Annotated in this window: 11 protein-coding genes and 1 tRNA gene; 10 read left to right on the forward strand and 2 right to left on the reverse strand. The window is 62.7% G+C overall.

Annotated features, from left to right (window positions below; translation table 11 throughout):
• Positions 1 to 78: 78 nt before the first annotated feature.
• The gene (rimO, locus tag QFZ88_RS00520; RefSeq protein WP_024924010.1) at positions 79 to 1,395 is read right to left on the reverse strand and encodes a 30S ribosomal protein S12 methylthiotransferase RimO; all 1,317 of its coding nucleotides are present in this window, start codon (positions 1,393 to 1,395) and stop codon (positions 79 to 81) included.
• A 179-nt stretch (positions 1,396 to 1,574) separates the two neighbouring features.
• Positions 1,575 to 2,267: a TerC family protein gene (locus tag QFZ88_RS00525; protein WP_024924011.1), complete on the reverse strand. Its 693-nt coding sequence runs from the start codon at positions 2,265 to 2,267 to the stop codon at positions 1,575 to 1,577.
• Positions 2,268 to 4,096: 1,829 nt separating this feature from the next.
• Between QFZ88_RS00525 and QFZ88_RS00530 the strand changes: the two genes are divergently transcribed.
• From QFZ88_RS00530 to QFZ88_RS00575, 10 genes are all read left to right on the forward strand, one after another.
• Positions 4,097 to 7,345: an autotransporter domain-containing protein gene (locus QFZ88_RS00530; RefSeq protein WP_024924012.1), complete on the forward strand. Its 3,249-nt coding sequence runs from the start codon at positions 4,097 to 4,099 to the stop codon at positions 7,343 to 7,345.
• Between the two features lie 197 nt (positions 7,346 to 7,542).
• Positions 7,543 to 7,632: transfer RNA gene (locus QFZ88_RS00535), tRNA-Ser, on the forward strand.
• Between the two features lie 495 nt (positions 7,633 to 8,127).
• The gene (locus tag QFZ88_RS00540) at positions 8,128 to 9,348 is read left to right on the forward strand and encodes a septal ring lytic transglycosylase RlpA family protein (protein WP_024924013.1); all 1,221 of its coding nucleotides are present in this window, start codon (positions 8,128 to 8,130) and stop codon (positions 9,346 to 9,348) included.
• An 82-nt stretch (positions 9,349 to 9,430) separates the two neighbouring features.
• Positions 9,431 to 10,603, forward strand: a complete 1,173-nt coding sequence (locus tag QFZ88_RS00545) for a D-alanyl-D-alanine carboxypeptidase family protein (RefSeq protein WP_024924014.1) — start codon at positions 9,431 to 9,433, stop codon at positions 10,601 to 10,603.
• A 211-nt stretch (positions 10,604 to 10,814) separates the two neighbouring features.
• The gene (tmk, locus tag QFZ88_RS00550; RefSeq protein WP_024924015.1) at positions 10,815 to 11,489 is read left to right on the forward strand and encodes a dTMP kinase; all 675 of its coding nucleotides are present in this window, start codon (positions 10,815 to 10,817) and stop codon (positions 11,487 to 11,489) included.
• Positions 11,486 to 12,541: a DNA polymerase III subunit delta' gene (locus QFZ88_RS00555; RefSeq protein ID WP_024924016.1), complete on the forward strand. Its 1,056-nt coding sequence runs from the start codon at positions 11,486 to 11,488 to the stop codon at positions 12,539 to 12,541. The genes tmk and QFZ88_RS00555 overlap by 4 nt, the downstream gene beginning before the upstream one ends.
• An 86-nt stretch (positions 12,542 to 12,627) precedes the next feature.
• Positions 12,628 to 14,175, forward strand: coding sequence for a methionine--tRNA ligase (gene metG, locus QFZ88_RS00560; RefSeq protein WP_024924017.1), 1,548 nt, complete (start codon positions 12,628 to 12,630; stop codon positions 14,173 to 14,175).
• Positions 14,176 to 14,178: 3 nt separating this feature from the next.
• On the forward strand, positions 14,179 to 14,961 hold the full coding sequence (locus QFZ88_RS00565) for a TatD family hydrolase (RefSeq protein ID WP_024924018.1): 783 nt from the start codon (positions 14,179 to 14,181) through the stop codon (positions 14,959 to 14,961).
• A gap of 3 nt (positions 14,962 to 14,964) precedes the next feature.
• A complete protein-coding gene (locus QFZ88_RS00570) occupies positions 14,965 to 15,783 on the forward strand; it encodes an MBL fold metallo-hydrolase (RefSeq protein WP_024924019.1) in 819 nt (272 codons plus the stop codon).
• Positions 15,784 to 16,020: 237 nt separating this feature from the next.
• Positions 16,021 to 17,139 carry a KamA family radical SAM protein gene (locus tag QFZ88_RS00575; RefSeq protein ID WP_024924020.1) on the forward strand — a complete coding sequence of 373 codons (1,119 nt, stop codon included), beginning with the start codon at positions 16,021 to 16,023 and terminating at the stop codon, positions 17,137 to 17,139.
• Positions 17,140 to 17,153 lie beyond the last annotated feature (14 nt).

The raw sequence follows: 17,153 nt of genomic DNA on the forward strand, positions 1-17,153 counted from the left end.
CGATGGCACTGCGCCGCAATACAGCTCTTCAGTCCGTCTGTCTGGTTGAGGGCGCCGCGCAGCGCACCTCAGCAAGGATCACACAGCCGAGCCGTATAGGTCATAGGCGTCGGCGCGGTCGACCTTGACGGTGACGATGTCGCCGACGCGCAGCGGGCGCCGCGACTGGATATGCACCGAACCGTCGATCTCGGGCGCGTCATATTTGGTACGCCCCTTGGCCGTGGTGCCGTTGGCCTCGTCGATGATGACCGGCAGGCGTTTGCCGACTTTCTTGGCCTGTGCGGCAGCCGAAATCTTCTGCTGGCGCTGCATGAAGCGATGCCAGCGCGCTTCCTTGACCTCGTCCGGCACCTGCTCGAGGCCGAGGTCGTTGGAACGCGCACCCTTGACCGGCTCGTATTTGAAGCAGCCGGCGCGGTCGATCTTGGCCTCGTCGATCCAGTCGAGCAGCATCTCGAAGTCTTCCTCGGTCTCGCCGGGGAAGCCAACGATGAAGGTCGAACGGATGGCAAGGTCCGGGCAAACGTCGCGCCAGCCACGGATGCGCTCCAGCGCCTTTTCGCCATGGGCGGGGCGGCGCATGTTCTTCAACACCTGCGGCGAGGCATGCTGGAAGGGAATGTCGAGATAGGGAAGGATCTTGCCCTCGGCCATCAGCGGGATGACGTCGGCGACATGCGGGTAGGGGTAGACATAATGCATGCGCACCCAGATGCCGAGCTCGCCCAGTTCCTGCGACAGGTCGAGGAATTTTGCGCGCACCTCGCGCTCTTTCCAGACCGACGTCGCATATTTGACATCGATGCCGTAGGCGCTGGTGTCCTGCGAAATGACCAGCAGTTCCTTCACCCCGGCGTTCGCCAGCTTTTCCGCTTCGCGCAGCACATCCGCCGCCGGTCGCGAGACAAGGTCGCCGCGCAGGTCGGGGATGATGCAGAAGGTACAGCGGTTGTTGCAGCCTTCGGAAATCTTCAGATAGGCATAGTGGCGCGGCGTCAGCTTCACGCCCTGCGGCGGCACCAGGTCGGTGAACGGATCATGCGCCGGCGGCGCTGCCTCATGCACGGCCGCCATCACGCTCTCATAGGCCTGCGGGCCGGTGATGGCGAAGACATTGGGGTGCTTTTCGCGGATCAGCTCCGGTGTGGCGCCCATGCAGCCGGTGACGATGACCTTGCCGTTTTCCTTCATCGCCGTGCCGATGGCGTCGAGCGACTCCGTGCGCGCCGAATCCAGGAAGCCACAGGTGTTGACGACGACAAGGTCGGCGCCATCATGCTTGCGGGCGATCTCGTAGCCTTCGGCGCGGAGCTGGGTGAGGATGCGTTCGGAATCGACCAGCGCCTTCGGGCATCCGAGGCTGACGAAGCTGACGCGGGGTGCTGCGGTCATGGCGGCGTTCCAATGGACGCGGGCCGGAAACCTTGCAGGTCCGGCCCGGAATTCGTTCGTTTTCGGCATGGCACCAGTGCGGTGCTCTATTCGGCGCGCGCAATAGCACAGTTCGCCTGGCAAGCAAACCTCAGGCGCAGCCGGGCGCCCGGGCCTGAGTGGCCCGGGTCGTCCTCGACCTAATGCGCGCCACCGACGCTAGGCCCGAACCAAGGCGCCAGGAAACCGAAATGGTTCGGGAACTGCTCGACGGCGCCGTCGAGCAGCATCTTCAGCGCCACATAAAGGATGATCAGCAGGCCGATATAGGCGATCCAGCGGAAGCGATGCAGCAGGCGCGCCACGAAGGAGGCGGCAAACCCCATCAGCGCGATCGACAGCGCCAGGCCGATGATGAGCACCGTCGGGTGCTCCATCGCCGCGCCCGCGACCGCCAGCACATTGTCCAGCGACATCGAAACATCGGCGATGACGATCTGCCACGCCGCCTGGGCAAAGGTTTTGCGCGGTTTTCCCGATTTGGCGGCGGCGCCGTCGCTTTCCGCATCCGCCAGCGCTTCGGTGGCCTCCTGCTCTTCCTCGTGGCTGACGCGCAGCTCGCGCCACATCTTCCAGCACACCCACAACAACAGCAGGCCGCCGGCGATGAGCAGCATCGGGCCGAAGGCCAGCAGCCATTGCGTGATCAGGGCGAAGATGATGCGCAGCACCGTCGCGGCGCCGATACCGACCAGGATCGCCTTCTTGCGCTGGTCCTTGGGCAGGCCCGCCGCCGCAAGGCCGATGACGATGGCATTGTCGCCGGCAAGCACGAGGTCGATGGCGATGACCTGCAGAAGGGCGGAAAAACCAGCGGCGGTGAAGATTTCCATAAGCGGAAGTGCCCCTCATCGGTTTTTGAATCGAACTACATAAAATGTGGCCCTACGTGTATCGCATCATGGCGTCAAGCGCAGCACCGGATTGGCCGGATCACGCTCCGTTCCACACCGAAACATAAGGCTTTGGCCCGAACCGCCACGGGCGGAATGCATCGGATTGAGGTGCGATATGCTTGAGGACGCCGGAGCCTCCGCCGGCTCGGCCCGCCATTGCCTCGATAGTCCTGACGACGGGCAGGTGAGCAATCCGGCGCCGGATTTTGCCGTTCCCGCAGCCATGGTCGACCGGTAGTCGGACTCAGTCGGGAATCGGAGAGCGCCCACGGCGGCGGATCGGCCGCAATTCCCACTCATTGGTCGGGCGCGGCGCGTTTTTCAGCCGAAAATCGTCCCGAACACGGCTGTTTTTCGATTTTCCCCCTCTGTTCATACGGGGCGCGGTTTTGCGCCCGCTGCTATCGCCTTGGCCGGAATGAACGAATCCACGGGCCGGAAATGCGATTTTTCGTGAGCATAGACCAGCATTGCGCCGCACGGCTCCTGCGGTCGCATGCGGCCGGCAGGGTGGGGGTGTCGCCATATGTGCCCGCGTTTTGGCGAAAAGAAACCCTGCCGGCCAATCGGCGCGACCTTTTCGGCGCGCCGCGCGGTCCCGGCCCGCGCGCTTCGTTCATCGCGATGTTCGACGCTTCAAGAGGGACTTTTCCATGACCATGACGATTTCCGCCCAGCCGGCCAAAAGGTGCGCTCGTGCCTTCCGGCGCAGCCTTCTGGCCGCCACCGCTCTGGTGGCCGCCGCCGCCGGCCCCGCCTGGGCGGGCTATCGCTTTTCAACCACGGGCACTTATTCGGGTACCATCATAATAAACTCAGCCGAGAGGGAATTCAGCCTTTCGGTGGTTAGCGGCGCTGTCGGGACATTTGTCGGCATTCTACATATCGAGGGCGGTATGTTCGTACCCCGCCTCAACATCGGCAGCACGGGGGACGGTGCTAATAACGGAACGATTATCTTCGCACCCTCGGCCATCGATCGAGTTGGAGGATCGTACGTTAATATTTTTCTCGACGCCGGGACCGCGCAGATTGGCAGTCAGGCTGGGCGAGATTTGCTGGCGCATGAACGGACACAGGTCGCGCTCAGAAGCGGAACGTTGGATCTGGCTGGCCAAGACCTAGCTATCAGAAGTTTGTTCACCGGCGTCGACGGAAACGAGGGGACCGTTCGCAACAATACCGCAGGCACAACCGCAGTACTTGCCTTGGTTGGGGCCAACATCAATAGCGCCAACAGGATCGTCGACGGCCTTGGCAAGATACGGCTTAGGAAGGAAGGAAATCGCTTATTATCGGTAGTTGGTAGCCAAAGCTACTCCGGTGGCACTGAGTTCGCCGCTGGCGCTATCCAATTCGACAAAGGCAGTCCCACTCAAAGCGATATCAGCATCGGCACCGGCGAGATCCTCTTAAACGCGGAAACGGGCAATACTTTGCAGCTTCGCGCCATGTCTCAAGGCTTGGCCCTCACAAACGACCTGCGCTTCGAAAATGGTAGTGTGGTCGACATCCCGGTCTTTCATGAGGGTAGTGTGACGCTGAAGGGCGCGCGTTCCGGACGCGGGGAAATACGCAAGACCAGTATTGGTACGCTCGTCTTGCAAGGTGACGGTTCGCAATCCGCGCTTCGCTACGAAGTTTATGATGGCACCCTACGGACAGAAGGGAATGGCGACGCCATCGGCGCCAACTCCAGCGTAGCTGTTTGGACAGATGCCACGCTCCATGTCGCTCAGAGTGATCGGCTTAGCGTTCTGAGTGGCATGGGCACCGTACAACTCGATGCCGGCAAGCAGCTGGACATCGCCGGTGTCGATAAGGAATCGCGCTTCGAAGGCCAGGTCGTCGGCGCCGGATCACTGAGGAAATCAGGCTCCGGAGAACTGATCCTCACGAAGGCCAACAGCTATTCTGGTGGTACGGTGTTCAACAACGGTGCCATCCGGGCGACTGCCGACGGCGCCCTCGGCACCGGCAAGATTACCGTTGAGGACGACAACACGGAACTGATCCTCGGCGAAACCGGGGGCGTAACGCTCAACAACGAAATCGCCTTCAACATCCCAGGTAACCAGGGCGCGTCCGTCAGGGTCGACGAGGGCAATATTTCCACCCTTTCTGGGACGTTGCGGGACCTGTCGTCTCCCGGGAAAAACGATGTGATGTTTCACAAGACCGGCCTCGGCAGGCTGACGCTGACGGGCACGACCGAAGGCAATGTTCGACACCAGGCGGGGCGCCTTCAGGTCGACGGAACTGCCACATCCGTGGGCGTGATGCGCGACGCGGTGCTGGGGGGAAATGGAACGATCGATGATCTCTGGATCAGCGGCGGCGGCATCCTCGAAGGCACGTCAGGCCAACAACTGACAGCGGGGAAACTCTTCGCCGATGGCGAGGGTGGCCCGGCATTGATCAACGTGCGCCTTGGCCAGCCCGGCGGTCCGGCTTTGTTCAAGGTGCTGGGCGACTTGACGCTCAGTGCCACCTTCAACGTCTCCGACGCCGGCGGCTTCGGGCAGGGCGTCTACCGGCTGATCGACTATGGCGGCACCTTCACCAACAATGGCATCGGCATCGGCACCACGCCGGACGGCTACAAGAAGGAAGACCTCGTCCTCCAGACTTCGATCGCCAAGCAGATCAATCTGGTTGTCGGCGGTGCCGGGCCGGACAAGAACATCCTGTTCTGGGACGGGGCGGATTCGGAAGGCAACGGCGCCATCGACGGCGGCAGCGGCACCTGGGCGGCCCAGCAGCCCAACTGGACCAGTGCCGATGGCAGCGCCAACACGGCCTGGGGCGGCCGCTTCGCCGTGTTCCAGGGTACTGCCGGCACCGTCAATGTCGTTGCCGATGGCGAGCCGATCAAGATCACCGGCATGCAGTTCGCCTCGGACGGTTACCGCGTCGAAGGTGGCAATCTGGCGCTGAACCAGGCCGAGACCAACATCCGCGTCGGCGACGGCAGTGCCGCCGGCAGCCAGATGACCGCCACCATCGCCTCCGGCCTCACCGGCACCGGCGCGATCGTCAAGGACGACCTCGGCACCCTGGTGCTGACCGGTGCCAACACCTATCTGGGCAACACCATCGTGCGGGCCGGCACCCTGGTCGGCAATGCCGGCTCGATCCGCAACGCCATCGCCAATGCCGGCAAGGTCGTCTTCGACCAGGGTGACGACGCCACCTTCGCCGGCGCCATCGGCGGCACCGGCACCATGGTCAAGAACGGCGCCGGCAAGCTCACCTTGACGGGTGCCAGCGGCCTCGACTGGACGGTCGACCGTGGCACGCTGGCCTCGGCCACCGACCGTTTCGGCGGCGATGTCGAGATCGGCGCCGAGGGCATGACGCGTTTCGACCAGGCCGCCTCCGGCGCCTATGCCGGCATCGTCTCGGGTGAGGGAGCGCTGCGCCTCAATACAGGCAGCGGCAACACCGTCAGGCTGACGGGTGACTCCTCGGCCTTCGACGGCTTCACCACCGTGGAGAGCGGCGCGCTCGACATCGCCGGCAAGCTCGGCGGCGAACTCCTGATGCGCGACGGCACCTTGCTTGGCGGCACCGGCATGGTCGGCTCCACCACCATCGCCTCCGGCGCCACCATCGCGCCCGGCAACTCGATCGGCACGCTGGCCGTCGCCGGCGACTTCCTGCAGGAGGCGGGCTCGGTCTACCATGCCGAGATCGATGCAGGCGGTTCTTCGGATCGCATCGCCGTCGGCGGCCGCGCTACCCTGCAGGGCGGCACCGTGCGTGTCACCAAGCTCGCCGGCTCCTACAACCGCACCATCCGCTACACCATCCTGAGCGCGGTCGGCGGTGTCACCGGCAAATACGCCGTGCTCGACCAGGACCGGCCGTTCCTCAACATGGCGCTGGGTTATGGCGCCAACGACGTCTATCTCGACATGGTGCGCAACAGCACCGCCTTCTGCGATGCCGCCCAAACCCGCAACCAGTGTTCGGCCGCACGTGGCGCCGAAAGCCTCGGTGCCGGCAACAGCGTCTACAACGCCATTGCCGCCGTCAGCGACCAGGCCATGGCGCGCCAAGCCTTCGACGCATTGTCGGGCGAGGCCCATGCCTCGACAAGAAGCGCGCTTGTCGACGACAGCCGCTTCCTGCGCGAGGCGGCCAACCGGCGGGTACGCGAGGCCTTCGCCGAACCCGGCGAGACGCTGGGCGGCGTGTGGCTGCAGGGTTTTGGCAGCTGGGGCTCGACGCAGACGACGGTCGAGACGGCGGCACTGCACCGCTCCATCGGCGGCCTCTTCGTCGGCGCCGACGGCGAGATCGGCGACAACTGGCGCGCCGGTGTCGTGGCCGGTTATTCCTCCAGCACGCTCAAGGCTGATGCGCGCGCTTCCTCGGCTTCGGTCAAGAGTTACACGCTGGGTGCCTATGCCGGTGCCGAATGGGGTGCCTGGACGCTGCGTGGCGGCCTTGCCCATGCCTGGCATGATGTCGAGGCGGCGCGCTCCGTTGCCTTCGACGGCTTCAAGGACAGTCTCAAGTCCGACTACGATGCCCGCACCACCCAGTTCTACAGCGAGGTCGGTTATGCCATGCATGCTGGCGGCATGCGCTTCGAGCCGTTCGCCGGCCTTGCCATCGTGCATGTCGCCTCCGAAGGCTTTCGCGAGAAGGGCGGGGCGGCCGCACTCGACGGTCGTGCCGGCAGCGACACCGTGCCGTTCACCACCTTCGGCATGCATGCCGAGACGCAGCTGATCGTCGGCACCGAGGCGGTCCTGAAGGCGCGCGGCATGCTGGGCTGGCGCCATGCCTTCGGCGACGTGACGCCGGATGCGGGCTTGCGCTTCGTCAGCGGCGGCTCCGCCTTCGCCATCTCCGGCGCGCCGATCGCCCGCGACAGCCTGGTGCTTGAAACCGGCCTCGACCTCGCCATCGGCGCCGCCACCACGCTCGGCATCTCCTACACCGGCAATCTCGGCGGCGATGCCTCCGACCACTCCATGAAGGGCAACCTCTCCATCCGCTTCTGAGCGGATGAAGATACCCCAACCTCCCAAGGAACACTCAATGGCTACCGCTCGCACCATTGCGACCACTCCAACCTCTGCTTGACGCTGTGATCTGGCGCGCGGTAAAGGCGAAGCGACGATGGCATTCGTTAGCAAAACGGCAGCAGCCATGGCGGATGCCATCGCCGAAAACCAAAAAAGCTAGCGAGATTAATGCCGGAGGGATGGCCGAGCGGTTTAAGGCACCGGTCTTGAAAACCGGCGTGGCAGCGATGTCACCGTGGGTTCGAATCCCACTCCCTCCGCCACCTATCTCGCTTTCAGCCCGTGCCGAAGGCACTTCACCATTGGTCGGCTGACGTCTTCACCAGCATTTCGCGGTTACCGAAGGCGGGCCACTTGAAAAGGACATGATAGCCAGTCTCATCAGCGAACCCTTGCACATATCCTTCCCAAGCCGGCGTATGAAACCGCTAAAACTTAAGGCCTTTGTTTATTTCGCGAGACGACGCCGGCGCCTGCTGCCGGTCTGAGATCGTCGGCGAACGATCAGGTCGCTGTGTAGTCTCCAGATATTATTTCAAAACAAGCTATTGCCCGATTGCTCTACGGCACAACGACACCTTGTCGCCACAATTTTGCCGGTCGAAGGCCGCAATCGATTAAGCGTGTAATAAGCAATTCCTGTGCAAAAGGGATTCTGGGGTTTTGGGTGTCGAGCGGGTCATCGTTCGAATTGCTTCGTCCCCAGCAGTGTTTGAGTAGCGGCGCCATTGTTCGGGCCGGCAGGGGAAGAGTTCACGATGCAGGTACCGACGCGTCTTCGTCGCATTTCGACTTACGCGTTGTTGGCCGTCTCGGCCGGGCTTCTCGCAGCCTGCGCATCCTCTGAACCGACCAAGACCAGCAAGCGCGAACGCTCCAAGGAATATTTCTCGGAAGCCGAATATGGTGTGAAGGCCAGCCCGCGCGTCGCCATGGGCAAGCACGGTTTTCGCCGCGGCGGCGGCCGCGACCAGCTCGGCAATCCCTATCAGGTTCGCGGCAAGTGGTATTACCCGAAGGAAGAGCAGAAATATTCCAGGAAGGGCACTGCCTCGTGGTACGGCGAAGCCTTCCATGGTCGGCTCACCGCCAATGGCGAAGTCTACGACATTTCGCAGATCACCGGCGCGCATCCGACCATGCCGTTGCCCAGCTACGCCCGCGTCACCAATCTCGACAATGGCAGTTCCATCATCGTGCGTGTCAACGATCGCGGGCCTTATCACGAAGGGCGGCTGATCGATCTGTCGAAACGGGCGGCCGACATGCTGGGCTACTCCCGGATCGGCACCGCCAGGGTCAAGGTCGACTATGTAGGCCGCGCTCCGCTCGAGGGCAGCGACGATTCCTATCTCCTGGCTTCCTACCATCCCGGCAACAGGATCCCCGATCCATCCGACGGCCTGCCGACCGGCGTCATGGTTGCCATGAACGGCTCGTCGCCAAGCGCGCCGATTGCCGCCAGTGCGGCAAGCATCCCGTTCCCCGGCCAGGCCGCGAGTGTCGCACTAGCACCGGCACCGTTGGTGGTGGCGCAGAACAGCTCCATCGAAGGCATCGTCCTGCCGGATTTCGGGCCGATCGTCATGCCGCGTCCGGATATGGCCGATGTGCTGCCGACGCCGCAGAACCTTCCATTCAAGATGGCGACCCTGTCTTATGCCGCCGAACGCAACCAGCGCTCGGCTTCGGCCTTTGCCGCGCTCGAAGGGCCGGCGGCGGCGCTAGGCAACTGGAAACAGCAGAACGACCCGTCCGATGATTATGTCGCTGCCGGCACCTTCGACAGCGCTGTGGACGCAAAGAAAGTCGCTGCAGCGCTCAAGGCCTATGGTCGCGTCGAAATCGACCAGGCAAAGCTCGACGGCAGGGACTGGTATTCGGTCAATCTCTATCAGGACGGCCGCATGACCGTCGATAACATGCTGGAAGCAGCCTGGAGCCATGGCGCGCCGGATGCATTCGCGGTGCGCGACTGAGGCGACCCGCCGCCGGGGATAAGCTGGGCGCCGGCGGCAGGCGCGATTGATCGGCTCGCCTCTCAACTGATAGCGTGTGGCCATGATTTCGAAATCCCGCACTCCTTTGGCCTTGGCCAGCCTGTTCGGCATCGCGCTTCTCGTGCTCTCGGCTATGCCGGCAGCCGCGCAACTGTTCGAGACCAAGGCGGCGGCCGCCTTCATGATCGACGCCGAAACCGGCACGGTGTTGTTTTCCAAACAACCCGACAAGCCGATCCAGCCGGCCTCGCTCGCCAAGCTGATGACGCTGGAAATGGCCTTCAATGCGGTGAAGGGTGGTCGGCTCACGATCAACGACACCTTCGTGGTCAGCGAAAACGCCTGGCGCAAGGGGGGCGCCCCATCCGGCACCTCCACCATGTTTGCGGCCCTCAAATCGGCCATCCGCATCGAAGACCTGATGAAGGGTATCGCCGTTCAGGCCGCCAACGATGGCTGCATCATCCTCGCCGAAGGATTTGCGGGTTCCGAAGAGAATTTCGCCCTGCAGATGAATGAACATGCCCGCCAGATCGGGCTGCCGATTTCGACCTTCGTCAACGCCACCGGCTTGCCGGCCGGCGGCCAGAAGACGACTGTTCGCGAACTTACCCAGCTGGCTTTGCGCCTGTCGCGCGAATATCCGGACCTCTACGCCTATTTCGGGCTGAAGGACTTCACCTGGAACAAGATCACGCAGCGCAACCGCAACCCGCTATTGGCCATGGATATCGGCGCTGACGGGCTGGCGGTCGGCGCCAGCGAACAGGACGGATTCGGTATCGTCGGTTCGCTCAACCAGGGCGGCAGGCGGGTCGTTGCAACGATGAGCGGGCTGGCCAGCGACCGCGAACGCGCCGAGGAGGCACGCAAGCTCCTCGAATGGGGCCTGCGTTCCTTCGAAAAGACCGAGGTCTTCGCCAAGGATGAGACAGTTGGCGAGGCGCAAGTGTTCGGTGGCGCCAAATCCGGTGTGGCGCTGAAGGCCAAGGGGCCGATCGATCTCCTGCTGCCCATTGCTGGCCGCGACAAGGTCACCGCTCGCATCGTCTACAATGGCCCGCTGCCAGCGCCGGTGGAAGCCGGGCAGCCGGTCGGCGCGCTGCGCATCTGGATCGGCGATACGCTGAGCCAGGAAACGCCGCTGTTCGCGGCCGAGACAGTGGAGGTTGGCTCCATGCCGCGCCGCGCCATCGACGCCGTCAAGGAAATCGCGGTTGGTTGGTTGCGATAGGTCTTTAGTCGCGCAAAGCGATACAACCTATTATAAACAAAGCGAATTCACTCGATCTTCGGATTCTTGTGGCCGGTTTCCCGTCGCCATTCTGGACCTTTTCGCCGGCGCGCATTAAGAGTGGAAAGATCGGCAAGAAGCACTAACCCTCTCGCCGCAGCGGCTTCCGGCACCTATGTCTGGTATTGGGGCGACAACCGAGGCGCAGCGTTTGGCGAGCGGATTCTTCATCACTTTCGAAGGCGGCGAGGGCGCCGGCAAGTCGACGCAGATCAAGCGTCTGGCCGAGCGTCTGCGCACCAAGAAATATGATGTCATGGTCACCCGGGAGCCGGGCGGTTCGCCAGGTGCCGAAGCGGTGCGCCACGTGCTTTTGTCGGGCCTTGCCGAACCCTTCGGGCCGAAAATGGAGGCGCTGTTGTTTGCCGCGGCCCGCTCGGACCATGTCGAACAAGTGATCCGGCCGGCGATCGAGCGCGGAGCGGTTGTGTTGTGCGATCGTTTCATCGATTCGTCACGGGTCTACCAGGGTGCCACCGGCGGGCTGGATCCAGCCTATGTCGATGCGCTCCAGCGCGTTGCCATCAACGGAATGGTGCCGAACCTGACCCTGATCTTCGACATCGATCCGACCGAGGGACTACGTCGCGCCGCCGAGCGGCGCAATGCCGGCGAGGTTCCCGATCGTTTCGAGAAGGAGACGCTCGCCATCCAGCAACGCCGCCGCGAAGCCTATCTGGCAATCGCCAAGGCGGAGCCGAAGCGCTGTGTGGTCATCGACGCGTCCGGCGATCTGGAACAGGTCGAGCATGCGGTGACCGCCGCCGTTTTCGCCGCACTCGACAAGGGCAAGCCGACACGCGCCAGCCATAAGGCGCCGGCATGAGTTTCGAACGGCTGGCACCGGAACAGCATGATACGCTGGACGGCGTGCCGGAACCGGCCGAGAATCCGCACCTTGTTGGCCACGGTGACATCGCGGAGACGCTGGCCGCCGCCTATCGGGCTGGCAAGCTGCCGCATGCGCTGATGTTGTGCGGCACCGCGGGTATCGGCAAGGCGACCCTGGCTTTCCATCTTGCGCACCACCTTCTGCGTTATCCCGACGGCAGATCGGCGCCGGAAGCGCTTGCCGTTCCTGATCCGACCTCATCGCTGCACCGCCAGATCGCCATGGGTGCGCACCCATCGGTGCTGCATCTGACGCGACCGATGAACGATCGCACCAAGACCTATAAGAGCGTTGTTACCGTCGACGAAATCCGCAAGGTCGGCCAGTTCCTGTCGATGACCTCCCATGACGGTGGCTACAGGGTGGTGATCGTCGATCCAGCCGACGACATGAATACCAATGCAGCCAATGCGTTATTGAAGAATCTTGAAGAACCACCTGCAAGAACGGTCTTCATCCTCATCGTCCATGCACCCGGCAGCTTGTTGCCGACGATCCGATCGCGTTGCCAGGTGTTGCGGCTTGCTCCGCTCGCCGAGGACGAATTGACGGCCGTGCTGGATGCGGTCGGTCAAGCAGTGCCGGATGACGCCGCACAGCGTGCTGCGTTGGCCGAGCGGGCAGGGGGCAGCGCCCGCGCCGCCATCCTGCTCACCCAATATGGCGGCCTGGAAATTGCGGGGGCACTGGAAAAGCTGGTATCGGCGGGCAGGGTGGATATCGCCAAGGCGCATCGGCTGGCTGAGACGGTTGCCGGTCGCGATCAGGCCATTCCGTTCGAGACGTTCAACCGTCATGCTCTGGAATTGCTCTCTGACGCGGCAAGTTCGGCGGCGTTGAGTGGCGATCTAAGGCGCGCCAAGCTGCTGTCGGATGCTTGGCAAGAAGCGCGGCGTGTAATATCTGAGACTGAAACCTACAATCTCGACAAGAAGCAGCACGCGCTTACGATGATCGACCGCCTGAATTCTGCAATGCGAATGTGACGGCCCTGAAGCGCGGGATGGCTTTCGCCATACCGATGCGATATCCACGCCCCGACTTTCCATTCAGACATTCATGACGGTCCGCCATGTCCCGCGACAAGTTCTACATCACCACCGCAATTTCCTATCCCAACGGCAAGCCGCATATCGGCCATGCCTACGAATTGCTGGCAACCGACGCGCTGGCCCGTTTCCAGCGCCTGGACGGCAAGGACGTCTTCTTCCTGACCGGAACCGACGAACACGGCATCAAGATGCTGCAGACGGCCAAGAAGGAAGGCATTTCACCGCGTGAGCTGGCCGACCGCAACGCGGCCGAATTCCAGCGCATGGCGCTGGCGCTCAACGCCTCCAACGACGATTTCATCCGCACCACCGAGGCACGCCATCAGGTCGCTTCCCAGGCCATCTGGAAGGCGATGGAGGCCAATGGCGACATCTACAAAGGCGGTTATGCCGGCTGGTACTCGGTGCGCGACGAAGCCTATTACGGTGAGGAAGAGACCGAAGTTCGGGCCGACAACGTTCGTTACGGCCCGCAGGGCACGCCGGTCGAATGGGTCGAGGAGGAAAGCTACTTCTTTCGCCTTTCCGCCTATCAGGACAAGTTGCTGGCGCTCTACGAAAGCCAGCCGGATTTCGTCGGCCCGAGCGAACGGCGCAACGAGGTGGTCTCCTTCGTCAAATCCGGCCTGAAGGACCTTTCGATCTCGCGCACCACCTTCGACTGGGGCATTCCGGTTCCCGGCGACGAAAAGCACGTCATGTATGTGTGGGTCGACGCGCTGACCAACTACATCACCGCTGCCGGCTATCCTGACACCGCCGCCGCCTCCTGGAAATTCTGGCCGGCGACGCACGTCATCGGCAAGGATATCGTGCGGTTCCACGCCGTCTATTGGCCGGCATTCCTGATGTCGGCGGGCATCGAACTGCCGAAGCGCGTCTTCGCGCACGGCTTCCTGTTCAACCGCGGCGAGAAGATGTCGAAGTCGGTCGGCAATGTCATCGATCCGTTCACGATGGTCGATCACTACGGGCTCGACCAGGTGCGCTATTTCTTCCTGCGCGAAGTGCCGTTCGGACAGGATGGCAGCTACAGCCACGAGGCGATCGTCAACCGCACCAATGCCGACCTTGCCAACGATCTCGGCAATCTGGCGCAGCGGTCGCTGTCGATGATCGCCAAGAACTGCGCCGGCGTGGTGCCGCAGCGCGGCACGCTCGCCGAGGCTGACGAAACAATCCTTGGCCAAGCGACGGCTGCCTTGGCGACTGCGCGCAAGGCGATGGCGGAGCAGGGCATCCATCATGCACTGGCAGCGATCTTCGCAGTCGTGGCCGATGCCAACCGCTATTTCGCCGCGCAGGAGCCGTGGGCGCTGAAGAAGACCGATCCGGCTCGCATGGAAACGGTTTTGTGGACCACGGCCGAGGTCATTCGGCGCGTCGGCATCCTCTGCCAGCCCTATATCCCGGGCTCAGCGGCAGAGCTGCTCGACACGCTGGCAGTCGCTGCGGACAAGCGTGGCTTCGAGCATCTGGGCGACGAACAGGCGCTGGTGCCGGGCACGGCGCTGCCTGCGCCGCAGCCGGTGTTCCCACGTTATGTCGAGCAGGCCCAGGAAGGCTGAGTGATGCTGGTCGACAGCCATTGCCATCTGGACTTTCCGGATTTCACCGAGGAGCGGGCGGCCATCGTCGCCCGTGCCCTCGCGGCCGGTGTCGGCCGCATGGTGACAATCTCGACGCGAGTGAAGCGCTTCGAACAAGTGCTTGCCATTGCTGAGGAATATGACGAAGTCTATTGCTCGGTCGGCACTCATCCGCACAATGCCGCCGAAGAGCTCGACATAACCACCGAAGACCTCATTCGGTTTGCCGCGCACCCGAAGGTCGTTGCGATCGGCGAGGCGGGGCTCGACTATTTTTACGACAAGGCGCCGCGCGACGCGCAGGCGCTAGGATTGCGTGTCCATATCGCGGCGGCGCGTCAGACCGGATTGCCGCTGGTGATCCACGCCCGCAACGCCGACGAGGATATGGCGACGATCCTGACGGAAGAGACAGGGAAGGGCACCTTCCCCTTCATCCTGCATTGCTTCTCCTCCGGCGCCGAGCTTGCTCGTGTCGGCATCGAGCTCGGCGGCTATGTGTCGTTCTCCGGTATCCTGACCTTCAAGAATTCGGCCGAATTGCGCGATATCGCCAAGGACGTACCGCATGAGCGGCTGCTGGTCGAAACAGACGCACCCTATCTGGCGCCGCCGCCGCATCGCGGCAAGCGCAACGAACCGGCCTATGTGGTTGAGACTGCTAAGGTTTTGGCCGAAACGATCGGCGTCAGCGCCGCTGAAATTGCTACGATCACCACGGCCAATTTCTTCCGGCTGTTCACCAAGATGCCAAAGCCGGCCTGAGCGATGCCGGATACGCTGCGCCTCACCATATTAGGCTGCGGTTCGTCGCCTGGCGTGCCGAGGCTCACCGGTGACTGGGGCAATTGCGACCCTAGCAACCCGAAAAATCGCCGCATGCGCGCCGCAGCCCTGGTGGAGAGGATTGCCGCCAACGGCGCCACGACCACGGTTGCCATCGACACCGGGCCGGATTTCCGCTCACAGATGCTGATGGCGTCGGTCAAACGCATCGATGCCGTTGTTTACACTCACGCTCATGCCGACCATATCCATGGCATTGACGACCTGCGGACCTTTGTCGTCGACCAGCATCGCCTGATGGACATCCATGCGGATCGGCTGACGCTGGAGCGCTTGAAACAGGGCTTCGGTTACTGCTTCGAGACGCCGCCGGGCAGCTCCTATCCGCCCATCCTCAAGCCGCATCTGATCGATCATGACAGGCCGGTGGTCGTCGAAGGAGAGGGGGGTCCCCTCACCTTAGAACCGCTACCTCAGGCGCATGGCGATATCGTCTCGCTGGGCTTTCGCATCGGCGGGCTCGCTTATTGTTCCGACGTGTCCGACTTTCCGGCGGCTACGACCGAGCGGCTGACCGATCTGCAGGTGCTGATTATCGATGCGCTGCAGTACCGCCGCCATCCCAGCCATTTTTCGTTGTCGGAAGCGCTTTCCTGGATCGAACGGCTGGCGCCGGAAAGAGCGGTGCTGACGCATATGCATGTGCCGCTGGACTATGCCGCCGTGCAGGCCGAGACGCCTGATCACGTCGAACCGGCGTTCGACGGCATGATCATAGAAATCCCTTATGATTCAAACTAGAGCACAATTTTCCTCGTGCGCACTGCGAACGGAAAGTATCTCGTGGTGCGGTCGGTCTATCCGGTGATTGTGATGGCGTTGCCCAATCCCGCGATCGGAAATCGAAGTGCTGCCGGCGCCGACAAAGCCTCTTGGCCCCATATTCATAAGTTCCATAATCTATCTTATGCGACTTGAGGATAAACCTGTACTGATCGCAACTTCTAACGTCGGCAACGCCGAACAACCAAGCCAACCATGAGCGAACGCGATATGTCGATGGGAAGCCCCGGCAAGACAAATGGCACTGTCCCCTGGCAGGACGATTGTCGCGATGGCGTGCGCAACGTACGCGATCTCGATCGCCTGCCACTTTCGCCGCAGGAACGTGCCGCCGCAGAAGCAGCCGCAGCAATTCACAAGATCCGCGCACCCAAGAGCTACCTCGACCTGATCGATTGGGACAACGCAGCGGACCCCATCCGGCTTCAGGTCATTCCTTCGCCCGAGGAACTCGAATTCGACGAAGGAGAACTCGTCGACCCGATCGCCGATCACGCCTTCAGCCCGATACCACGCCTGACGCACCGCCACGCCGACCGGGTCCTGCTGTATCCGACCTATCAATGCGCGGTCTATTGCCGGTTCTGCTTCCGCAAGGAATCGCTGACCTCGATCGGCCGCGGTTATTCCCGCGAGGCTCTCGAGGCCGCATTCGCCTATATCGAGAGCCATCCGGAAATACGCGAGGTGATCCTGACCGGTGGTGACCCATTGTCCCTGCCCGACAAGGCGCTGGCGGAAATCAGAGCGCGCGTCGAAGCCATCGAGCATGTGCGGCTGCTGCGTATCCATACGCGTGTGCCTGTCGTGCTGCCATCGCGCGTGACGGATGAGATGGTTGCAGCGCTACAGGGCCGGCTGATGGTTACGGTCGTCACCCACTTCAACCATGCCCGCGAAATCACGCCGGCGACCGAACAGGCCTGCCGTATCTTGCGACACGCAGGCTTTGTCCTGCTCAATCAGACGGTTCTCCTGAAGGGCGTGAATGACACGGTCGACGTCCTGGAAGAGTTATGCCGGGAATTGATGTACCGGCTCGGCGTCAAGCCCTATTACCTTCATCATGGCGACCTCGCCCGCGGCATGGCGCATCGGCGCACCACGATCGCCGATGGGCAGGCGCTGGTGCGCGAGCTGCGCGCGCGCCTGTCCGGAATCTGCAATCCGGTCTATGTTCTCGATCTTCCCGAAGGCGGCGGCAAGGTGCCGATCAACCCGTCCTATGCCGAGGCACAGGACGGGTCGACCTGGCAGTTCCGCGGCCATGACGGCAAACTCAGGACTTATGCTGAGATCGTTCGCGAGCCATAGCGGTCGCCATCCCC

Source organism: Mesorhizobium sp. YL-MeA3-2017 (assembly GCF_030814575.1).
Lineage (GTDB): Bacteria > Pseudomonadota > Alphaproteobacteria > Rhizobiales > Rhizobiaceae > Mesorhizobium > Mesorhizobium terrae.